The 19,699-nt window shown below is 47.5% G+C and carries 21 protein-coding genes and 1 tRNA gene; 12 read left to right on the forward strand and 10 right to left on the reverse strand.

What is annotated here, in order from left to right:
* Positions 1-124: 124 nt before the first annotated feature.
* Genes ACOMHB_RS13605 through ACOMHB_RS13615 form a run of 3 tightly spaced genes read right to left on the reverse strand, consistent with a single transcriptional unit; the run spans position 125 to position 2,512 of the window.
* Positions 125-481 (reverse strand): SH3 domain-containing protein, encoded by a 357-nt coding sequence (locus ACOMHB_RS13605; RefSeq protein WP_422133697.1) that lies wholly within the window; start codon positions 479-481, stop codon positions 125-127.
* Between the two features lie 3 nt (positions 482-484).
* Entirely contained in the window at positions 485-1,666 is a 1,182-nt protein-coding gene (locus tag ACOMHB_RS13610) for a vWA domain-containing protein (protein ID WP_448217015.1), read from the reverse strand.
* A gap of 9 nt (positions 1,667-1,675) precedes the next feature.
* Positions 1,676-2,512, reverse strand: a complete 837-nt coding sequence (locus tag ACOMHB_RS13615) for an AAA family ATPase (protein ID WP_422133699.1) — start codon at positions 2,510-2,512, stop codon at positions 1,676-1,678.
* A 221-nt stretch (positions 2,513-2,733) separates the two neighbouring features.
* Between ACOMHB_RS13615 and ACOMHB_RS13620 the strand changes: the two genes are divergently transcribed.
* From ACOMHB_RS13620 to ACOMHB_RS13630, 3 genes are read left to right on the forward strand one after another with little or no spacing between them, the layout of a single operon-like run.
* On the forward strand, positions 2,734-3,648 hold the full coding sequence (locus tag ACOMHB_RS13620) for an SPFH domain-containing protein (protein WP_422137925.1): 915 nt from the start codon (positions 2,734-2,736) through the stop codon (positions 3,646-3,648).
* A gap of 17 nt (positions 3,649-3,665) precedes the next feature.
* A complete protein-coding gene (locus ACOMHB_RS13625; protein WP_422137926.1) occupies positions 3,666-4,115 on the forward strand; it encodes an NfeD family protein in 450 nt (149 codons plus the stop codon).
* Between the two features lie 16 nt (positions 4,116-4,131).
* Positions 4,132-5,187: a potassium channel family protein gene (locus ACOMHB_RS13630; protein ID WP_422408934.1), complete on the forward strand. Its 1,056-nt coding sequence runs from the start codon at positions 4,132-4,134 to the stop codon at positions 5,185-5,187.
* A 21-nt stretch (positions 5,188-5,208) separates the two neighbouring features.
* On the opposite strand, the gene ACOMHB_RS13635 is transcribed toward ACOMHB_RS13630, so the two are convergent.
* Complete coding sequence (locus tag ACOMHB_RS13635; RefSeq protein WP_448217016.1) at positions 5,209-5,985, reverse strand: class II glutamine amidotransferase; 777 nt, start codon at positions 5,983-5,985, stop codon at positions 5,209-5,211.
* Positions 5,986-6,044: 59 nt separating this feature from the next.
* Positions 6,045-6,443 carry a hypothetical protein gene (locus ACOMHB_RS13640; protein ID WP_422133704.1) on the reverse strand — a complete coding sequence of 133 codons (399 nt, stop codon included), beginning with the start codon at positions 6,441-6,443 and terminating at the stop codon, positions 6,045-6,047.
* A 317-nt stretch (positions 6,444-6,760) separates the two neighbouring features.
* Between ACOMHB_RS13640 and ACOMHB_RS13645 the strand changes: the two genes are divergently transcribed.
* On the forward strand, positions 6,761-7,471 hold the full coding sequence (locus tag ACOMHB_RS13645; RefSeq protein WP_448217017.1) for a DUF599 domain-containing protein: 711 nt from the start codon (positions 6,761-6,763) through the stop codon (positions 7,469-7,471).
* 153 nt (positions 7,472-7,624) lie between these two features.
* A complete protein-coding gene (gene htpG / locus ACOMHB_RS13650) occupies positions 7,625-9,538 on the forward strand; it encodes a molecular chaperone HtpG (protein WP_448217018.1) in 1,914 nt (637 codons plus the stop codon).
* Positions 9,539-9,576: 38 nt separating this feature from the next.
* Here the strand turns inward: htpG and ACOMHB_RS13655 are convergent, their stop codons facing one another.
* Positions 9,577-9,999, reverse strand: a complete 423-nt coding sequence (locus ACOMHB_RS13655) for a hypothetical protein (protein WP_448217019.1) — start codon at positions 9,997-9,999, stop codon at positions 9,577-9,579.
* A gap of 430 nt (positions 10,000-10,429) precedes the next feature.
* Here ACOMHB_RS13655 and ACOMHB_RS13660 point away from each other — a divergent pair, with 430 nt between their 5' ends.
* Genes ACOMHB_RS13660 through cyoD form a run of 6 tightly spaced genes read left to right on the forward strand, consistent with a single transcriptional unit; the run spans position 10,430 to position 15,601 of the window.
* Positions 10,430-11,245, forward strand: coding sequence for a COX aromatic rich motif-containing protein (locus tag ACOMHB_RS13660; RefSeq protein ID WP_448217020.1), 816 nt, complete (start codon positions 10,430-10,432; stop codon positions 11,243-11,245).
* A gap of 3 nt (positions 11,246-11,248) precedes the next feature.
* On the forward strand, positions 11,249-13,150 hold the full coding sequence (locus tag ACOMHB_RS13665) for a cbb3-type cytochrome c oxidase subunit I (RefSeq protein ID WP_448217021.1): 1,902 nt from the start codon (positions 11,249-11,251) through the stop codon (positions 13,148-13,150).
* The gene (locus tag ACOMHB_RS13670) at positions 13,147-14,424 is read left to right on the forward strand and encodes an IS4 family transposase (RefSeq protein ID WP_448218607.1); all 1,278 of its coding nucleotides are present in this window, start codon (positions 13,147-13,149) and stop codon (positions 14,422-14,424) included. The genes ACOMHB_RS13665 and ACOMHB_RS13670 overlap by 4 nt, the downstream gene beginning before the upstream one ends.
* A complete protein-coding gene (locus ACOMHB_RS13675) occupies positions 14,424-14,690 on the forward strand; it encodes a hypothetical protein (protein WP_448217022.1) in 267 nt (88 codons plus the stop codon). The genes ACOMHB_RS13670 and ACOMHB_RS13675 overlap by 1 nt, the downstream gene beginning before the upstream one ends.
* Positions 14,687-15,289, forward strand: coding sequence for a cytochrome o ubiquinol oxidase subunit III (gene cyoC, locus ACOMHB_RS13680; protein WP_448217023.1), 603 nt, complete (start codon positions 14,687-14,689; stop codon positions 15,287-15,289). The genes ACOMHB_RS13675 and cyoC overlap by 4 nt, the downstream gene beginning before the upstream one ends.
* 9 nt (positions 15,290-15,298) lie before the next feature.
* On the forward strand, positions 15,299-15,601 hold the full coding sequence (gene cyoD, locus ACOMHB_RS13685) for a cytochrome o ubiquinol oxidase subunit IV (protein WP_448217024.1): 303 nt from the start codon (positions 15,299-15,301) through the stop codon (positions 15,599-15,601).
* A gap of 26 nt (positions 15,602-15,627) precedes the next feature.
* On the opposite strand, the gene ACOMHB_RS13690 is transcribed toward cyoD, so the two are convergent.
* Positions 15,628-15,900 carry an L-serine ammonia-lyase, iron-sulfur-dependent, subunit alpha gene (locus ACOMHB_RS13690; RefSeq protein ID WP_448218639.1) on the reverse strand — a complete coding sequence of 91 codons (273 nt, stop codon included), beginning with the start codon at positions 15,898-15,900 and terminating at the stop codon, positions 15,628-15,630.
* A 121-nt stretch (positions 15,901-16,021) separates the two neighbouring features.
* Here ACOMHB_RS13690 and ACOMHB_RS13695 point away from each other — a divergent pair.
* A tRNA-Cys gene (locus ACOMHB_RS13695) sits at positions 16,022-16,095 on the forward strand.
* A 125-nt stretch (positions 16,096-16,220) separates the two neighbouring features.
* On the opposite strand, the gene ACOMHB_RS13700 is transcribed toward ACOMHB_RS13695, so the two are convergent.
* The 3 genes from ACOMHB_RS13700 to ACOMHB_RS13710 all read right to left on the reverse strand — a co-directional run bounded on the left by ACOMHB_RS13700 (position 16,221) and on the right by ACOMHB_RS13710 (position 19,635).
* On the reverse strand, positions 16,221-16,529 hold the full coding sequence (locus tag ACOMHB_RS13700; protein WP_448217025.1) for a hypothetical protein: 309 nt from the start codon (positions 16,527-16,529) through the stop codon (positions 16,221-16,223).
* 119 nt (positions 16,530-16,648) lie between these two features.
* Positions 16,649-18,256, reverse strand: coding sequence for a hypothetical protein (locus tag ACOMHB_RS13705; RefSeq protein ID WP_448217026.1), 1,608 nt, complete (start codon positions 18,254-18,256; stop codon positions 16,649-16,651).
* A gap of 356 nt (positions 18,257-18,612) precedes the next feature.
* On the reverse strand, positions 18,613-19,635 hold the full coding sequence (locus ACOMHB_RS13710; RefSeq protein ID WP_448217027.1) for a protein DA1: 1,023 nt from the start codon (positions 19,633-19,635) through the stop codon (positions 18,613-18,615).
* Positions 19,636-19,699: the final 64 nt, after the last annotated feature.

Below are 19,699 nucleotides of genomic sequence, written 5' to 3' on the forward strand. Positions count from 1 at the left end.
TCAGCAAAAACCAGTGAGCAGTCAGAACATCTGAAATAATCTCTTCTTTTATCGCTGGCAAAGTCTCTGGATAAGGCACTGCACAGGGGACATTGACTGTTTTCAGTGGTTGAAAGTGACATTATTAATCACTTTCATGACGGTATTCAGCGAATTTGGATATAGGCACCCAGCCCGTCTGTTTCTGTTGGTTTTCTACCCAGGCCCAAGCGTTAATCTCACGCATGATTCTCAAATTTTCACCCGCTTTCACACTGAGTTTCCTGGCGCTAAAGTCCTCTAATGCAATCCCGTGTTTCTGGTTCAAACGTCTTATCAGAGGCAGGGGAGTCCAGCCTTCTTTGCCCGATCCAGTTGTGACCCAGATCCATCCGGGAAACTCATCATCACTTTTACCTAATATCAGACTGTCACCTTCACTGAAAGTCACTGGGTCCGGGTAGCAGGCCTGATAATCTTCTATAACCTTGACTGTTTTCATAACTCAGCTTTTAGTAGACAACTCTTTCATACCCTCTTCCAGACCCTTCACCGTCAGAGGGAACATTCTGCCCTCCAGCTGTTCATGGATGATCTTTGTAGAATGGGTGAAAAACCAGCTGTCTTTATTGATGGGGTTCAACCAGATAGCATTATCAAAATGATCCAGAACACGCTGCATCCAGGTGTGCCCCGGTTCTTCATTCCAGTGTTCAACGCTTCCGCCCGGTGAGGTGATTTCATAAGGTGACATCTGGGCATCTCCAACAAAAATCACTTTGTAGTCTTTACCAAAGCGATGAACGATGTCCCAGGTTTCGGTTTTTTCACTTTGTCGTCGGACGTTGTTTTTCCAGACCCATTCATAGAGATAGTTATGGAAGTAGAAAAACTCCATATGCTTGAATTCAGAGCGTGCACAGGAAAAGAGTGCTTCACAGTCTTTGACGTGAGCATCCATGGAGCCACCGATATCCATAAAAAGCAGTACTTTCGCTGAATTACGCCTTTGCGGAACCATTTTTATGTCCAGCAACCCTTTATTGGCTGTGGATCGAATGGTGTTATCGAGATCCAGCTGATCCGGAACCCCCTGTCGTGCGAATTTTCTGAGTCTGCGCAGGGCCATTTTCATATTGCGACTGCCCAGTCTTTCATTGTCATCCAGGTTCTGGAATTCCCGTTTATCCCAGACTTTGGTGGCGCTCCGGTTTCTGCTCTCGTGTTGGCCAATACGAACCCCCATTGGATTGTTACCATAGGCACCAAAAGGGGATGTGCCGCCAGTGCCAAGCCATTTATTCCCCCCGGCATGACGTTCTTTTTGCTCCTGCAGACGCTGCTTCAGTGTCTCCATCAATTCTTCAAGGCTGCCGAGTGCCTTGAGCTTTTCCCGCTCTTCTTCGCTGAGCTGATTGATGAATTCTTTTCTGAGCCAATCTTCCGGTATAGTGGCTTCAAGCAGATCTTCAACGCTCTCAATGCCGTCAAAAAAAGCTTTGCAGGCTTTATCGAAGCGGTCGTAGTGACGTTCATCCTTGACCAGTATGGCTCTGGATAGTTGATAAAATGCTTCGTTATCCGCGAAGACTACATGAGCCTGCATAGCCCTGAGCAAGTCAAGGTACTCCCGGGTACTGGCCGGGACACCAAAGGCGCGAACCGTATCGAAAAAGTTAGTCAGCATCGGTTCACCTTATCGACGAGTCATGAAGGCGAGCCGTTCCAGTAAATGAATATCCTGTTCGTTTTTAACCAGGGCTCCGTAGAGTGGCGGTATAGCACTGCGAGCATCGCTGTTTCTTAGCACATCGACTGGTATGTCGTCAGAGTTCAATAGCTTGAGCCAGTCTATCAGCTCAGAGGTAGAAGGCTTTTTCTTCAGGCCGGGGATATCCCTTAATTCAAAGAACATCTGCAAAGCTTCGGAAACCAGCCCCTGCTTCAGGGTGGGAAAGTGAACATCGACAATCTGCTTCATGGTCGCCGGATCAGGGAAACGGATGTAGTGGAAGAAACAGCGTCTGAGAAAGGCATCGGGCAGTTCTTTTTCATTGTTACTGGTGATGATCACGATGGGCCGCTGTCGGGCCTTAACCATTTTCCGGGTCTCGTAAACAAAGAACTCCATCTTATCCAGTTCCTGAAGCAAATCGTTGGGGAACTCGATATCAGCCTTGTCGATTTCATCAATCAGCAGAACCACTTGTTCATCGGCTTCAAAGGCTTCCCACAATTTACCTTTGACGATGTAATTGCCGATATCGTGTACTTTTTCATCGCCCAGCTGAGAGTCGCGCAATCTTGAAACAGCATCGTACTCATACAATCCCTGTTGGGCCTTGGTGGTGGATTTGATGTTCCACTGCAAAAGTCGTTTGCCCAGGGATTCTGCTACTTCTTCTGCAAGCATGGTTTTTCCGGTTCCGGGTTCGCCCTTGATCAGAAGAGGGCGTTGCAAGGCAATGGCCGCGTTCACAGCAGTTTTCAGTTCGCTGGTTGCAATATAATTGTCGGTAGAATCGAATTTCATGATCACAATCGGATTTGTTGGCGTTAGAGTTCTGTCAGCACTCTAACGAGGTTTGTAGCTGCTGTGAATACTTATTTGATATTTTGTCCGATCAACGATGACTATCTTTCCATGATCTCTGTGACTTTTACAGAGGCTACGACAGATTTAGGACATTGTTGATTTTTTCTGTCAGACTGTCCGCTGAATTGATTCTACTTTTCAGGCTAAGGAGTGACTAAATGGGTTTTGAGATTACAGCCATTGCATTGGTAGTCCTGATCGCTGTGCTGATAGGTACTGGTGTCAGAATGGTTCCACAGGGCTTTCATTTCACCGTAGAACGTTTTGGTAAGTACACCCGAACACTGTCTCCCGGCCTGCATGTCATAGTGCCTGTTGTTGACAGGATTGGTAAAAAAATCAATATGATGGAGCAGGTTCTTGATATACCTTCACAGGAAATTATCTCCTCCGATAATGCCCAAGTAACGACAGATGCCGTTTGTTTTTACCAGGTTCAGGATGCTGTTCGTGCGTCCTATGAAGTCAATGAACTCTATCGGGCTATGCAGAATCTGGTGATGACAAACATTCGTGCGGTTCTCGGTTCCATGGAGCTGGATGAGATGTTGTCCAACCGTGACCGTATTAACAACATGCTGCTCCTCAAAGTGGATGAAGCTACCAGTCCATGGGGAGTGAAAGTGACTCGCATCGAGATTCGGGACATAGCTCCTCCTAATGATCTGGTGGAGTCCATGGCCCGTCAAATGAAAGCGGAGCGGGAGAAAAGGGCTCAGATACTTGAAGCAGAGGGTAGCCGGGAAGCGGCTATCAAAGTAGCAGAAGGTGAAAAACAGGCTCAAATTCTACAGGCAGAGGGTGAGCTGGAAGCAGCCAAGAGAGAAGCTGAGGCCAGGGAAAGGCTGGCAGAAGCAGAAGCGCGGGCGACTGAAGTCGTTTCCCAGGCTATTGCTAATGGAGATGCCCGGGCTATCAATTATTTTGTTGCGCAAAAATACGTGGATGCCTTGCAATCTGTTGCGGCGGCGGAAAACAGCAAGACCATCATGATGCCACTGGAAGCAGGCAATGTGATTGGCTCGCTGGCGGGTATTAAAGAACTCTTCGATGGCTTGAAGAAAACACCCTGACAGGATCTGGTATATCAATGGACTTTCTCAATACTTTGCAACCCTGGCATTGGTTGATTGTTGCGTTCCTGTGCCTGGGTCTGGAAGCTCTTGGGGCAGGAGGCTTCCTTCTTGGCAGTGCTGCAGCGGCTCTCCTACTGGCAGCGTTGGTGTGGCTGCTGCCTGAAACCAGTTGGGCCTGGCAACTGGTGTGGTTTGCATTGAGCAGCCTGATCTTTACGGTGGCTTACTGGAAATTTTTCCGTCGGGTGAATGAAAAAAGTGATTACCCTCAGTTAAATCAGCGTTCTGCTCAATTGATCGGCCGGGTGCTGGTTCTGGAAAATGACCTGCCCGGTGGGCAGGGAAAGATCAGGGTTGGTGATACCCTCTGGTCCGTCAAAGCGCCCGGAGACCTTGAGAAAGGCTGCTCAGTCATCGTCACTGGTGCAGATGGGATGATACTTCTGATTGACAGACATAACTGACCATGGAGAACAAACTGTGGGGCCGATAAAAACAAGCCTGCACTTTATCACTCAGAATCTGATGAAGTTGAGCTGGCTGGCACTGCTTGTTGTTTTGCTGCTGTTGTTTTTTGGCAGCTGGTTGTTAATGTGGCTGTCCGGAGAACAGGAACTGACTTCTCCGGAGATCTGGTTTTATTATTTTGTGGCCACGGCAACTACGGTGGGTTACGGCGATTTCACCCCAGAAACAGCGGGCGGAAAAATGACTGCTTCACTTTTGGTAATGCCGGGCGGTTTGGTGATTTTTGCCGGCTTTCTCGGCAAACTGTCTTCATTTTTTGTCGAGTTATGGAGAAAAGGCATGAAGGGGAAAGGCGATTATTCAGCATTGGCCGGGCATATAGTGATTTTGGGCTGGCATCCTGAAAGGACAGCCAGAATGATCGAACTGATTTTCGGTGATATCCGCAGAGAAGATCGCAAGGTAGTGCTCTGTGCCACAGAAGAGATGGACAACCCTTTTCCTGATCAGGTTTTGTTTATTCAGGGCAAGAGTCTGAGTGATTATGAACTGCTTAGCAGGGCCGGAGTGACTTCTGCCGACCGGGTCATCATTTACCGCTCCAACGATGACAAAACACTGACCAGTTGCCTGACCGTAACAGCAATGACGAAAACCGCTCATATCGTGGCCTGGTTTGAGCATGAACATATGGTCAAACTGCTCAAGTCCCATTGTCCGCAAGTGGAGTGTCATACCAGTATTTCCATGGAGATGCTGGTGCGATCGGCTCAGGACCCCGGTTCTTCTCGAATCCAGGGGCAGCTTCTGTCAACGTTGATTGGCCCCACACAATACAGCGTTAAAGTCCCTGAAGATTTTGAGGGAGTAAGGTTCAATCGATTGCTGGAATTTATGAAAAAACAGCATGAAGCTATTGTTCTGGGAGTCGCTGAGACGGCCACCGGTGATGATCTGGTTCTCAACCCCAATGGTGATCAGCGAGTAAAAGCAGGTCAACTGGTTTACTACATGTCGGCACAGAGAATTCGCTCCGGAGAAATTCGCTGGAGCGATATTAAGGAGTAATAAGGCATCCCGATTCATTATTCACTCATGACGGTAGTGAACCTGGCCTTCCCGGAATGCAATAAATTCTCCGGACTTCATAATGTTCCAGCTCTCATTGGTGGTCAGAGGTTCGGTGGCGACTAGAGTGACAATATCGTTTTTAGTTGTCACCTGCTTAAAATCAACACTCAATGAATCATCCTTCAGAGTCGCTTTTTCAAAAGGTGCTTTTCGGGTAATCCAGCTTAATTTGGTCGAGCAGAAGCAATAAAGATGTTTTGAGTCCGTTAATAACATATTGAACACCCCCAGCTCTCTTAATTCCAACGCCAGCTTATGAATATAGCGCTGCAGGGTTGCAGCCCGTGCAGGGGGTTTAGGAAAGCGTTCCCTGAGCTGGCTCATTAACCAGCAGAAAGCATATTCGCTGTCAGTGGTGCCCACCGGACGGTAATAGCAAAGCGGTTTTTTCTTGATCCCTTTAAGCTGGCCATTATGGGCAAAGGTCCAGTTTCGTCCCCAGAACTCCCGGGTAAAAGGGTGGGTGTTTTCCAGAGAAACCCGTCCGGCATTCGCCTGACGGATATGGCTGATCACAATATCGCTCTTGATCGGATAATTCCTGACCAGTCTGGCGATTTCTGACTCACAGCTCGGATGGGGGTCGCGAAACTCACGTAATCCCGCCCCTTCATAAAAGACGATACCCCAGCCATCACTGTGGGGACCGGTGCGTCCGCCTCTCTGCATCAAACCACTGAAGCTGAAGCAAATGTCGGTCGGTGTGTTGGCGCTCATGCCCAGCAGTTCACACATCTCAACTGTCCGTTAGTATTGTTTCTTGGCATTGTTTGTTCCGTTGGTTCACAAAACTATCAGCAGGTGGGTTCCTGCCTTTTGGATCGTATCTCGCTACCAGAGGGTTTCGGAGCTCGCTCAGTTTTTTTCTTGTCTGTGTTTGACTTCTTTACGGGCAGGACAAAGGCAATCAGGGCCGCTAATCCAGCGGCGAACACAATGATCATTCCTGTTCTGGACATGGCTTCAAAACCGTGGGTCATGCCATCGTATATCATTGTAAACAGCGCGGGAGACAACAGATCAGAGCCTCTGGTTATCCACCAGGGTGTGCAAAGCAGGGCAGCAGCTGTAAAACGCAGTACCCACTTCAAGCGCGCAGGCAGTCTTCCGGTAATCATAATAAGCGACACCAGACAACCCATTGCACCTGCCAGGTAGATTGTCCAGCCTAGAATAAATTGCGAACTTGTCATCCTTTCTCCTGTTGACGATGGCACCGGGCTAAGCCAGAGCTGGAGGAAAATAGCCGATAAGAAAAAATCAGGTGGTCGATCCCGGGATGTCGGCCGATAAAAACTGAAACAATAGTCTATATTGATGCAGGTGTTAACCCGTGAATATTACGCCTGAAGCAATCCAGAGTCTTAACTTGAGGCCACTTTAGCATATGTTTCCGGCAATTTGATCTTTTCCCGGCATGAGGCAGGTATTGCCTTCGCAGTCATGGCTATCGGGGTAGATAGAAGATACTGCTTTATCGAATGACAACAATAACCCAAGAGGACGGACTATGGTCAATCTATCTGGGGTTGCCTCCTGGTTTGACTGGCTGGCACTCCTGTCACTGATTTTACTGTGGGTAGGCTATACCATTTTTGCCTATCGAAAGGGGCAGGCAACGGCATGTCTGGCCAGCGTTCTGGCACTCTACAGACGAGACTGGATGTATCGGCTGCTTGGCAGGGATAACCGGATAGCCGATGCCAGTCTGCTCGCCAGCCTTCGGGCATCTGTCAGTTTCTTTGCTTCCACCAGTATTCTGGTTATGGCGGGCCTGATCACCGGAATTGCAGCATCAGAAGAAGCGGTCGGCGTTCTGTCGGCTATGCCTTTTGTGACGACCAATACCCGTGAACTCTGGGAACTGAAGGTTTTGGTCATGCTGGTTATATTTGTGTATACCTTTTTTGAGTTTACCTGGAGTCTCAGACTCTATAACTTTACCTGTGTTCTTATGGGGAGTGCCCCTCTGATGCAGGATATCAGTGGTAATAAAACGGAACAGAAAGTATTTGCGGACAAGGTGGGCTTTATCATGACGCTGGCCGCCAACCACTTTAACTACGGCCTGCGAGCCTATTATTTTTCTCTGGCCACATTGTCCTGGTTTATTCATCCGTCTCTTTTTATCATCAGCACGGTCATGGTGGTGGTTATTCTGTACCGTCGGGAGTTTCATTCCAAAGTGCTTGATACGCTCTCTGATACTGCTAAGGAGTAGCAGGCAAAAGAATATTCATAAAATTCTCGAATTCTGCCTTGAAATCAAAAAGCCTGTCCCCACATTAGTTTCAAAGCAATTTATGATCAGGCTGATCGCTCATGAGAAGGTTCTGAACGACGGCCACTGGCAGAAAACAATGTAGAGGGCCAAATGACTGCAGAAGCCAAAAAAGAAACACTGGGTTTCCAAACCGAGGTCAAGCAACTTCTTCACCTCATGATCCACTCCCTGTACTCCAATCGCGAAATCTTTCTGCGGGAGTTGATCTCTAACGCTTCAGATGCTGCTGACAAACTGCGCTTTGAAGCGTTGCATAATGATGGTTTGCTGGAAAGTGATCCCAATCTGGATATTCGTGTTGATTTTGACAAGGAAGCAAAAACCGTTACCGTCGCTGATAACGGCATTGGTATGAACCGTGAGGATGTTATTGCTCACCTGGGTACCATTGCCAAGTCCGGCACCGCTGACTTCCTGCAACAGCTGACCGGTGACCAGAAGAAAGACTCTCAGCTGATTGGTCAGTTCGGCGTCGGTTTCTACTCTGCCTTTATTGTCGCTGATAAGGTCACCGTTGAAACCCGCAAGGCGGATGCACCGGCTGAGCAAGCCGTCCGTTGGGTATCTGACGGCTCCGGTGAATTCACCGTTGAAGGGATCAGCAAAGAAAAACGTGGCACCTCCATCATCCTGCACCTGAAGGACGATGCCGAAGAGTTTGCTGACGGCTGGCGTCTGCGCAACATTGTTCGCAAGTATTCTGACCATATCTCCATGCCAATTCTGATGGTCAAGCAAGAGATGCCTTCAGAAGAAGAGGAAAAGGAGGAAGACAAGGCGCCTGAGTGGGAAACGGTTAATACCGCAAAGGCCCTGTGGACTCGCTCCCGTTCTGATATTACTGATGAAGAGTACAAAGAGTTCTACAAACACATCAGTCATGACTTTGCTGACCCTATAAAGTGGAGTCATAACCGTGTTGAAGGCAAGCTGGAATACAACAGCCTGTTGTTCATTCCTGCCAAAGCTCCCTTCGATCTTTATAATCGTGATATGCAGAAAGGCCTGAAGCTCTACGTTCAGCGCGTATTCATCATGGATCAGGCCGATGAATTCCTGCCCATGTACCTGCGTTTCATTAAGGGTGTGGTGGATTCTAACGATCTCTCCTTGAACGTATCGCGTGAAATCCTTCAGAAAGACCCTGCTGTCGACAGCATGAAAGCCGCATTGACCAAGCGTGTTTTGGACATGCTGGAAAAAATGGCCAAGAAGGAAGAAGAGCAGTATGCAGAGTTCTGGAAAGAGTTTGGTCAGGTATTAAAAGAAGGCCCTGCCGAGGACTTCGCAAACCGTGAGAAAGTTGCCAAACTCCTGCGTTTTGCTTCTACCGAGAGCAAGGGTAGTGATCAGGATCAGTCTCTGGAAGGCTATGTTTCCAGAATGAAGGAAGGTCAGGACAAGATCTACTACATCACTGCAGAAACCCACAATGCGGCGGCCAACAGTCCTCACCTGGAAGTGTTCAGAAAGAAGGGGATCGAAGTTCTTCTGCTGAGCGATCGTGTTGATGAGTGGCTGATGTCGCACCTGAACGAATTCGATGGCAAACAGTTTGCAGACATCGCACGTGGTGACCTGGATCTGGGTCAACTGGACGATGAAGGCGACAAGAAAGCCCTGGAAGAAAGTGCCAAGGAGAAAGAAGATCTGCTCAAGCGCATCAAGGATGCCCTGGTGGACCAGATTGAAGAAGTCCGTGTAACGCACCGTCTGACGGATTCACCCGCTTGTCTGGTCGTAGGTGAACAGGATATGGGCGCCCAAATGCGTAAGATCATGGAAGCTGCGGGTCAGGCCATGCCTGAATCCAAGCCTATCTTTGAGATCAATCCTGAGCACCCTCTGATTAACCGTTTGGATCAGGAAGCAGATGAAGATCGTTTTGCTGATCTGTGTCGTGTGGTCTTTGATCAGGCCAAGCTGGCTGCAGGTGGCCAGCTGGATGATCCTGCCAGCTACGTTCAGCGTTTGAACAAACTCCTGTTAGAAATGGCAGGCTAACAAATATTGGAGCTGGAGCTTAATCTAAGTTCCAGCCCTCAACTGTCACTTGTCCAGTTTTTCCACCCTGCCTTAAAGTCATGCCTCAATTCTGACCATCGATTTTTGACATCGTGCCTGAACTCGTTCATCTCTTTTCTAGCTTTCAATTCAAGGCGCTTGAATTTTGAGTCCGTATTGTTCATTTTGACATCAATACTGGCCTGTTCTGCCTCGTGTCTGAGTTTATTGGCGGCTTTTATAAAGTTCTCAAGTGTTAACACCTGACACAGATAGTTGCTGATAGGCTTAAACTCCAGAGCCATGTCTTCAAGAAACTCCGCCAGTATATAAAGCAGGCTGTCCAGACTGGATCTGGATTGAACGTCCCGATTATAAGTACGACCACTGGCGGTTTGCGGAAGGTTGTCAGTCTCAGACTGATACGGTCTTCCAGATAGTTGTTGTCCTTCTACTTTCATAAACGATACCTCCCTGTTCGTTTTAATCCCTGTTTGATTGTAGAGTTTTTTAATGCTGTATTGGTCCTGTTTCGTAAGTTAGATAACCGGTTGGTTATCATTCGGTCGGTTGATTCATAAGCGACACCTCCCTCGTACCTTTGGTCCCTCCATTCGTTTAGTCATTACAATGTTTGCACTCAGAATAGTGGAGAGGACTCCTTGAGCAGTATACGACCTTGATCGATTAGACTTAGGGCTAACTTGACAAAATTACTGCCAGTTCAGTTCATTGTTTCCAGTTTTGATCTACGCTGTATTAAGGCTGAAACGGGTTTTTCTCACCAGTTCCCTGTGACAGTGGCATTCTTTCATGAAGTCCGTCCGTACCGTATTTTTGTCAAAATGGCTGACTGTCCTGTTAGCGATTCTTCTCATTTCTGGCTGCAGCATGCAGTCATCTCCCATTCTTTATCCAAAAGGTCCGGTTGCTGAAACCGAGCGGAATCTGTTATTCCTCGCGACAGCCATCATGCTTTTTACTTTGCTGCCCGTTTACCTGATCACTTTCTGGTCATGCTGGCGTTATCGAGCCAATGGCAAAGGGGCCTATCGGCCAGACTGGCACAAATCCATTTTCGTTGAACTGTTTATCTGGGCCGGTCCACTGGTCATTATCGTTGTGATCGGTGTTCTTGTTGTGATTTACACCTACCAACTCGACCCCTACAAGCCTCTGGTCAGTGATGAGAAAACGTTCAGGGTTCAGGCAGTGGCTCAGAACTGGAAGTGGCTATTTATCTACCCGGACCAGCAGGTAGCGGTAGTCAATGAACTGGCTTTTCCCAGTGACAGACCCGTTAATATTGAAATTACTTCAGACACGGTCATGACATCCTTCATTATCCCTGCGCTGGGTGGCCAAATTTATGCCATGGCCGGGATGACCACTCATCTGAACCTCAAAGCCTTCGAGCCAGGTCGTTTTACTGGAAGAAATACCCAGTTCAGTGGCCGGGGCTTTCCTCATATGGTATTTGACGTTCAATCACTCTCTGAAAGTGACTTTGCACAATGGCTCGATAACGTCAAAAAAGCAAACAAACGACTGGACTCAATGAGTTATCAGAAGCTCCTCAGGCCGGAAACAAAGTACCCGGTAGAGTACTACTCCTGGGTTGAACCGGAGCTGTTCAGTCGAATCGTTGCTAAATACACCGGAGCAAGCGGTGCCTTACCCCTGCAAAAAACCGGAAGTCTGGAGTAAGCCATGTTAGGCAGATTGACCATTGATGCACTGCCGTTCTATAGCTCGGTTGCTATGGGAGGCGCTCTTGTTACAGTGATGGCTGTGCTTTTGACGGCTCTGGCCGTGACCTGGGCAGGCAAGTGGCGATATTTGTGGGAAGAATGGCTGACCAGTGTCGATCATAAGCGAATCGGGGTCATGTATATCTTGCTGGCACTGGTCATGCTTGTCCGTGGGGTTATTGAAGCCGTCATGATGCGAACCCAGCAAGCGATTGCTCTTAACAATGATGGGTATTTGCCGCCAGAGCATTTTGAGCAAATTTTTACTACCCATGGCACTATCATGATCTTTTTTATGGCCATGCCGTTTCTTACTGGCCTGATCAATATCGTTGTTCCCCAGCAGATTGGCGCCAGAGATGTGGCTTTTCCCTTCATGAATTCGGTCAGTTTATGGCTGACTGCTGCAGGTGCCGGGTTGGTGGGAATTTCCCTGGTTCTGGGCAAGTTCTCGACAGCGGGCTGGACCGGGTATCCACCTTATTCAGGTATTGGTTTCAGTCCGGGAGTTGGTGTCGATTACTGGATTTGGGCACTGCTTGTCAGTGGTGTGGGCAGTACGATGACCGGAATTAACTTTATAACGACCATTTTAAGATGCCGGGCTCCTGGCATGAAATTGATGCAGATGCCATTGTTTGTCTGGACCACACTCTGCACCAGTATTCTGATGGCGTTTGCTTTTCCTGCCCTGACCGTAGTGGCGGCTCTGCTGGGGCTGGACCGGACAGTGGGGATGCACTTTTTTACCAATGAGCTGGGTGGCAATATGATGAACTTTGCCAACCTGATCTGGATCTGGGGACACCCTGAAGTCTACATTCTGATTCTGCCTGCTTTCGGTGTATTCTCTGAAGTAACCGCTGTGTTTTCCGGGAAAAGGCTGTTTGGTTATCATTCGTTAGTCTACGCCACCATGGCTATTGGACTTTTGTCGTTTACAGTATGGTTGCATCATTTCTTTACTATGGGCTCCAGTCCAAACGTCAACGCCATATTCGGTATTGCCACAATGATTATTGCTGTTCCCACAGGCGTTAAAATATTTGACTGGCTCTTTACTATGATCAGGGGGCGGATTGTTTTTCATCCCGCTATGCTGTTTACCATCGGTTTTATTATTACCTTTGTAATAGGGGGTATTACCGGAGTCTTGCTGGCAATTCCTCCGGTAGACTACCAGATGCATAACACCACCTTTTTAGTAGCGCACTTTCATAACATGCTGATACCCGGCGCCTTGTTTGGTTACTTTGCAGGCACTCAGTTCTGGTTCCCCAAGGTCTTTGGCTTCAGACTTAATGAGTTCTGGGGCAAGATGGTGTTTTCCTGCTGGTTGATCGGTTTCTATCTCGCCTTTATGCCACTCTACGCCCTTGGGCTTCTGGGTATGACAAGGAGGCTTGAACAATACACCCAGCCTGATTGGCAACCTTTTCTGCTGGTGGCTTTTGCAGGTGCATGTTTTGTACTGGTTGGCATTTACAGTGTCTTTATGCAGTTTTACGTCAGTGTCAGAGACCGTAATCAACATCGGGATCTAACCGGTGATCCATGGAATGGCAGAACTCTTGAGTGGGCCACCTCCTCACCGGCAGCACCCTATAACTTTGCTGTGATACCCAAAGTCAACTCTGTTGATGCCTTCTGGGAAATGAAAAAAAAAGGGGAAGCCTATTATTTTCCTGATCAATACAGCGCCATCATAATGCCCGCTCTTAGGGTAGACATTAAGCTCAAAAAAGCTTCATTTCCAGCGGCAGAACTCACCTTGAACAGCCAAAATAAAGCTTCGCGAAAAGTATCAAGGCTGAACAAGATGAGTATCGCAAATAGTAGACTAGTTCAAAAAAACTGCTGACGTGTTTCGACCGGTCTGAACTTCTCAGTATGGCGGAACAGCTTGGTTTTACTATACGACAGCGAGATATCCGCCCCTTGGACTTTATCCTTTCACTGATTGATGCCCTTGCTGGTGATGGAAACTGCGATACTCAAGCCGATCTCCACCGTAAATTTAATGAGTTGACGGGGCTGAATGTCTCCTATCGTTCCTGGGCAAATCAAGCTAAAAAAGACGCGATGCCTGCTCTTGTCCTCTGGCTATGGGTGCAGTGTCTGGAAGTCTTTACCCGCAAAGTCATGGCGTTTGATGAGGACAGTCCATTTTCAGAGTTCGAGCACATTCTGATTCATGACGGCTCATCGCAGGCTGTCTACAATGCCCTAAAGGAAACATTTCCCGGCAGGTTCTCAACGGTCAGTCCTGCTGCTGTAGAACTTCATACGACAATGGATCTTCTTACCAACAATCTGGTGCGCGTGCAGCTCACTGAAGATACCCGTTCAGAAAGAGACTGTCTGCCACCACTGCCAACCTCCATGGCTAATATCCTGATGCTGATCGATGCCGGTTATTTTGAGTTGGAACGCTTTGCTGCCATTGATGATCGGGAAGGTTCTTTTATCTGCAAGGCACCTCAGAGTATCAACCCGACGATACTCAGCGCAGTACGGGAGGATGGCAAAAATCTGAATCGCTACAAAGGGAAAAAACTTAAGGAAGTGTTGTCTGGCTTCCCTAAAGATCAATGCCTCGACCTGGATGTAGAATGGCCAGGATTCAAAGCCTGGCCATATCGTTTGGTTGTCCGCTGGAATGACAGGAAACTGAAATGGGTATTCGTTGTAAGCAACCTTAACCGGGTTGAGTTCACCCTGAATGAAGTACTTCAGGCCTATCGTCTACGATGGCAAATAGAGCTTATCTTCAAAGAGATCAAGTCCTATTCAGGGTGGCATCGTTTTAACACTAAATCAGCGACACTGGTGTTTAGCCTGATTCTGATGTCCTTCGTGGTTGTGACGTTGAAAAGGTATCTTGCCCATGCTGCACAGGCGAACCTCTATGAAAGTGGAGCCATTGAAGAAATCTCGACGCATAAGGCGATGAAAAGTGGAACCCGACTGTTTGGTAATGTCATTTTATCCCTTATGAATGCAGGAAAGTCTCTGCTCTCACATACAAGGAAGCTGCTCAACTTCTGGGCAGATAATGCGAAACGTGAACACCCTGCACGAGATGGTTGTTCAGGGCGTACAAGATTAGGTCTTTGTGCTGTGGGTGGGGCTTAATGTCTACCTTAAGAATGCCCGCTAATACCGGAGCGGGCGTTTATATTGGTTTGTTTGGATTTTTAGTAGGGTTTGCTTTCGTCTGGTATTTATGGTGGTTGGCCATCCTCGCCATGGTCGGTGCGGTAACAGTATTGATCGTTAGAAGTTCTAATGATCATGAAGAGGAGATCTTTACATCAGAAGCTGTCATGGCCATTGAGAGCAAACGAAAGGCTCAGTTAATGTCTGCTGAAAGTCTCTCACCCAGAGGAGGGCCTGTATGAATCAGAATGCGCTCCAACAAGCCATGGCTGAACATCTTGAAGAGTACCTTGATAACCGGGAATTCGGTTTCTGGCTCTATCTGATGACGGATGCGATTATCTTCGCGCTGCTTTTTGCAACCTATGTCAGTATGTTCAGAAATACTGCCAACGGACCTGGGCCCATTGAACTTTTCGATCTCAAACATGTCTTTCTTGAAACCGCCTGCCTGTTGATCTCCAGTGTCACATTTGGTTTTGCCTGGTTGGCAGCTATGCATAAAAAACGACCGATTGTAATGCTTTGGTTAATCATTACCCTCGTTTTTGGTGTCACTTTTGTTTCTCTGGAAATCGCCGAATTTGCAGAAATGATCAGAGAGGGGGCCGGGCCTCAAACCAGTGGTTACTTGTCGTCTTTTTTTACACTGGTTACTACCCATGGCATCCATGTGAGCATTGGCATGCTTGGCATCCTGATGATGGTGTTGCAGGTTTTTATGAAAGGGCTGACGCCCCAGGTCTGCTCCAGGTTGTATCGCCTCGGTTTATTCTGGCATTTTCTGGATATTGTCTGGATAGGGATCTTTTCTGTCGTTTACCTACCGGTGTTCATATAGGAGGTAGCCGTGCAAGCACATGAACATAGCCTGAAGGACTACCTTGCAGGGCTCGTTCTGGCGATCGTTCTGACGGTGATCCCTTTCTGGGTCGTCTGGTCCTCAGCTTTCCCGGCCAAAATACTGTTTGCCATTATTGCATTGTGTGCCTTGATTCAGGTGCTGGTTCACTTGCGTTTTTTTTTAAACATCACCCTCAGGCACACGGGCAGAGACTATCTGACAGCGCTGTTTTTTGCCGGAGTTCTGATTTTCATTATGGTGGGTGGGACTATCTGGATATTGTTTGATCTGAACTTCAGAATGATGTGAGTGGCAGAAGGCTGCAGCCTAAAGAGTCAAGCGACAATCGCGTTATATTCTTTCACTTTCCTGGCGTATATAGCCGGACCTCTCAGTGGGGTTTCACGATATTTGGCCCGCAGATCAAGACCGGTGCGATAGATGGTTTCGATGCAGCTATCGAGTGATACTGCCTGAGTTGCGTCACCAGGCATAGCCAGACGAGCAGCAGTGATTGCCTTGATAGCCGCCATACCATTTCGCTCGATGCAGGGGATCTGGACCAGGCAGATCCCACCTCTGCCTGACAGCCTGCTTCTGCGCCCGATATGTCGGGTTCAAATATTGCCTTAAAAAAGCATTGTCATTTGGCGTGTTCTCTCATAAAATACTTCAAGATTTTGGAAGTTGTTGGTTTTAAAGACTTTTATCTGAAAATCGATCCATTACGGCGAGTTAGCAAAGCGGTTATGCAGTGGACTGCAACTCCATTTAGACCGGTTCGACTCCGGTACTCGCCTCCATTCTCTTTTTTAAGAATCTAATCTTTCACCCATGGCAAAATATATGGGGCTTCGATGCCGGAGCATGTCAGTTGATTATCTATTTTCCAGGCTTATGATGAGTTCAAGAGGCGTTGGCCACTAACTTAGTGGTAAAAGAAAGCAGCCCAGCGGCTTGGGAACTCTTTCCGTTCCTTGATAAATTGCAGCAGGGTTTTCAAGGGCATTAATTTCAGGGAAGCCCTGGCCTTCTTGTAGCCGAGGCCGTAAACAGGATCGTCACTGTTTTCTATTGCTGCTCTGCGGAATTCTGCGTCTTTTGTATCCTGATTTTTCAACCAGATATAAGTACCTAACCAGTTGGTTTCGCATATTCTGGAAGATGCCTCTGGATCAGAATATCGTTGAACTCTCTGGCTATCACCTGACCATTGGCTGTTGTAGAGGTGCTCCATCGGGTCAGACCCAGTATCGGCCTTTCATTATGAAAGTTACTTCGGCTGGCTTAACGATTTAGACTGTAAGTCTGACAGAACGACCAGAAGGATGAGACTAAGTCTTGTCTCGATGCAGATTATAGAATCAGTAATAGAGCCAGTGTGATTATAATACCGAAACCAGTATCGACTATGGCTTTACCCACAGATGAAGTGGGTACCTTGCTGATACTCGAATCCATACTGTAACTTGAATTAATAATGGAACTTGAATTGATAACGTAGCTTGAATTAATAATGGAGCTTGAATTTGAAAAGGTACTGGATACTGCGTTGTTAACAAAAGCGTAGTTTGTCATGTTTACCGGGCAGACTTCCGAGTCGAAGTATAAATGATCTTCGAGATTGATCAGTCCGCTGCAGGCAGTCGCTGTGGAACCTTTGATGGCTGTCCAGGTGTTGATGGTCTGGTTGATGGCGTAGGGGGCAGGTGATGCCGTGACAACGGATGAGCTGGGTGTCAACCTTTCGCACTCATTTCTCAACAGGAACGGATCAGCCGCTTTCAGGCTGAATTGTTCCTCGATTTGTCGCCACGGACTGTGTCCTTGCAGGTGATTACAGGCAAAGGCCAGTTCAATTGGTGCTTTGACGATTAAAGCGGTCTCTGTCACCTGAATCTGATTGCCTGCCAGGTTAAAAAGGGGACGTTCGGCATTGTTCTCTGTATGACCTGTAAGAACGAAGCCTCCTCTCCTTGATATTAGTAACCAGCGGTGATTATTGGATGCGATGCCACTATTAGAGATGTTGACTTTGTTTCTGTAGATATTCACACTGGTTCCGGATCCAAGAATAAACTCAGCTGCGTCGGCCATTTTGCCCTGCAATGTGTTCCCGATAATCTCCAGTCTTTGCGACTGGTTCTTGATGGCAGGAAGATGAATAAACACCGCTTCCGCAGGAATACCGTTGGTAGTCGGCATGATGTTATTACCTATGACCGTGTTATTGGCAAACCTCAGACCCGGGCCAGATTGAGTGGGGTCAATCGATGCATCCAGAGGTTTTTTGCAATCAAGATAAACTGCAACCCATCTAGGGAGACGGAATACGTTGTTTTCGACAATCAGCCTCCGGTTAGAGCACGCAGCTCCAATAATGATGATATGATCTTCGTTGGTCATAGGTCTATCTGACAGGAAAGTAATATGGCTTATATGACTGTCTTTTGTTTCTCCAAAATTGAAGTTATCAGTAGCTCCAACCCAGATCATAAATGTAAGACGATAATTTGGCCGAAGCGTAATGACGATATCAAAACCTTCATCGGCAGCACCAATAATGTCCTGACCATCCTTCAAAACTATAGAATTTTCAATGCCGTACTTAACTGAGATTTTATCAAGCAGAGGGGAAGCTGTTGATGGGGAAGGTGTCATTGTAGGAGTAGCAGTGTTGGAGGAAAGCAGTATCACGGTGTTCTCAGGAATCCGGTTGATCAACTCAGCCATATCTCTTGTCTGATCGGCATTGAGCAAGGTACAGTTTCGCCCGCGAACAAGATTACTGTATTCGTCCAGTCGTTTATCAACCCCCGCTGTTTGCCCTCTGAGGGATTCACACAATGCCGTTGTAGGGACTGTTGAAGCAGGAGAAGTTGTGGATTGAGCCTGAAGGCTCAAGGGTTGTAAAAGGAATAAAGAAGCGATTAACTGAACCAGATAATGTTGCTGCTTGAACATCGATTTTCCTCAAGTGGATACCCCGTACTTCTAGTGCGGGAAGGAATGTTGACTTGCTGGGGTCGCCCAGACCGTTAGAGCAAGCCATCACTCTATTTTTGGTGCTTACACACCGTCCTAGCCTTGCGGCAGTAAAGTTCACCTCGACGGGGTCGCCTAGACAATGTTAATGGACGGTTTCTTGATAGCAGCACTGTGATTAACCCTCAATACACTGTTTAACCACTATCCTTAGAGCTTGGGACTGGTGAAGTCGGTAGGAAGTCTAGGTGTTGTAATTATACTTATCCAATCAGACTGTGCACGGACTCCCGACAATGGTGTATAGAACGACATCTGTTTTTTTTTGTCCTGACTTAATGATAAAAGAATGCGCTCCAACGGGTAGGGAACGTTTTCCGTTCTTTGATGAATTGCAGCAGTGTTTTCAAAGGCATTAATTTCAGTGAAGCTTTGGCCTTCTGAAAACCAAGGCCGTAGACAGGATCGTCACTGTTTTCTATTGCTGCTCTGCGGAATTCTGCGTCTTTTGTATCCTGATTTTTCAACCATATATACTCCATCATGACACACATGCCTTCTTCAACCTCCAGTGGCAGGTCGCGATAGTTGTTGTAGAAGAACCAGGCATGGGTTAATTCATGGATGGCTACGGTCCGGAAATGTTCTTCTGGCAGATGTCTCTGGATCAGAATATCGTTGAACTCTCGGGCAATGACCTGACCATTGGCTTTCGTAGAGATACTCCATCGTGCCAGACCCAGTATTGGCCTTTCATTATGAAAGTTATGTCGGCTGGCTTCCCTGAGTTCATCACGACCGCACAGTGTCAGTGGGGTTTTGGATTGATGCAAATTCAATCCTACAGAGGAGAGGGCAGAGCGCATCTGCTCCATGATTCTGTCCCCTTCTTCCTGAGAAACTACACCGTGAAGATTGCAGAGGTTGCAGATCACCAGACCGTCCGGGAAAGACATGCCGCCATCGGTGATGTTTTTGCAGACTATGCGGCCGCAACTTGAACAATTGGTGTAGTCCTGATGGGTCTCGCAGAAGGTATTGCCCCAAAAATCCATCAAATATTGTTCACCGAGAGGTTTGCGGCAGACAGCACAGGGGGGATGATGCTGCTTCAGGTAGCAGTCCAGATGCCAGGGCATGCCATCGTTTTCTATGTATTTGTCTTTGATGGTCTTCCGGCATCCGGGGCATTTCAGGCATCTTGTATGAAAAGGACGGCCATTAAAGCCAACAAACGGTTTGTTCAAAAGCGGTTTTTTGCAGGTTCGACAGTTAAAACAATGTGTGTGCCAATGACTACCAAGGGCTTCCAGACCATTTCCGTGGATTGGCTTTCGACAGCTCTTGCAGAAATTCATGTCCTTCCCTGGCCATGTGATGCTTACTCAATAACTTTAGCAGGAGCAGGTTAAAGCTGTTGAT

The organism is Endozoicomonas sp. 2B-B, assembly GCF_053470045.1.

Coding starts and splice junctions, on each gene's coding strand:
- ACOMHB_RS13605 (WP_422133697.1), bottom strand. CDS start 481: ATGAAAACAGTCAAGGTTATAGAAGATTATCAGGCCTGCTACCCGGAC.
- ACOMHB_RS13610 (WP_448217015.1), bottom strand. CDS start 1,666: ATGCTGACTAACTTTTTCGATACGGTTCGCGCCTTTGGTGTCCCGGCC.
- ACOMHB_RS13615 (WP_422133699.1), bottom strand. CDS start 2,512: ATGAAATTCGATTCTACCGACAATTATATTGCAACCAGCGAACTGAAA.
- ACOMHB_RS13620 (WP_422137925.1), top strand. CDS start 2,734: ATGGGTTTTGAGATTACAGCCATTGCATTGGTAGTCCTGATCGCTGTG.
- ACOMHB_RS13625 (WP_422137926.1), top strand. CDS start 3,666: ATGGACTTTCTCAATACTTTGCAACCCTGGCATTGGTTGATTGTTGCG.
- ACOMHB_RS13635 (WP_448217016.1), bottom strand. CDS start 5,985: ATGTGTGAACTGCTGGGCATGAGCGCCAACACACCGACCGACATTTGC.
- ACOMHB_RS13640 (WP_422133704.1), bottom strand. CDS start 6,443: ATGACAAGTTCGCAATTTATTCTAGGCTGGACAATCTACCTGGCAGGT.
- ACOMHB_RS13645 (WP_448217017.1), top strand. CDS start 6,761: ATGGTCAATCTATCTGGGGTTGCCTCCTGGTTTGACTGGCTGGCACTC.
- htpG (WP_448217018.1), top strand. CDS start 7,625: ATGACTGCAGAAGCCAAAAAAGAAACACTGGGTTTCCAAACCGAGGTC.
- ACOMHB_RS13655 (WP_448217019.1), bottom strand. CDS start 9,999: ATGAAAGTAGAAGGACAACAACTATCTGGAAGACCGTATCAGTCTGAG.
- ACOMHB_RS13660 (WP_448217020.1), top strand. CDS start 10,430: ATGCAGTCATCTCCCATTCTTTATCCAAAAGGTCCGGTTGCTGAAACC.
- ACOMHB_RS13665 (WP_448217021.1), top strand. CDS start 11,249: ATGTTAGGCAGATTGACCATTGATGCACTGCCGTTCTATAGCTCGGTT.
- ACOMHB_RS13675 (WP_448217022.1), top strand. CDS start 14,424: ATGTCTACCTTAAGAATGCCCGCTAATACCGGAGCGGGCGTTTATATT.
- cyoC (WP_448217023.1), top strand. CDS start 14,687: ATGAATCAGAATGCGCTCCAACAAGCCATGGCTGAACATCTTGAAGAG.
- ACOMHB_RS13700 (WP_448217025.1), bottom strand. CDS start 16,529: ATGGAGCACCTCTACAACAGCCAATGGTCAGGTGATAGCCAGAGAGTT.
- ACOMHB_RS13705 (WP_448217026.1), bottom strand. CDS start 18,256: ATGTTCAAGCAGCAACATTATCTGGTTCAGTTAATCGCTTCTTTATTC.
- ACOMHB_RS13710 (WP_448217027.1), bottom strand. CDS start 19,635: ATGAATTTCTGCAAGAGCTGTCGAAAGCCAATCCACGGAAATGGTCTG.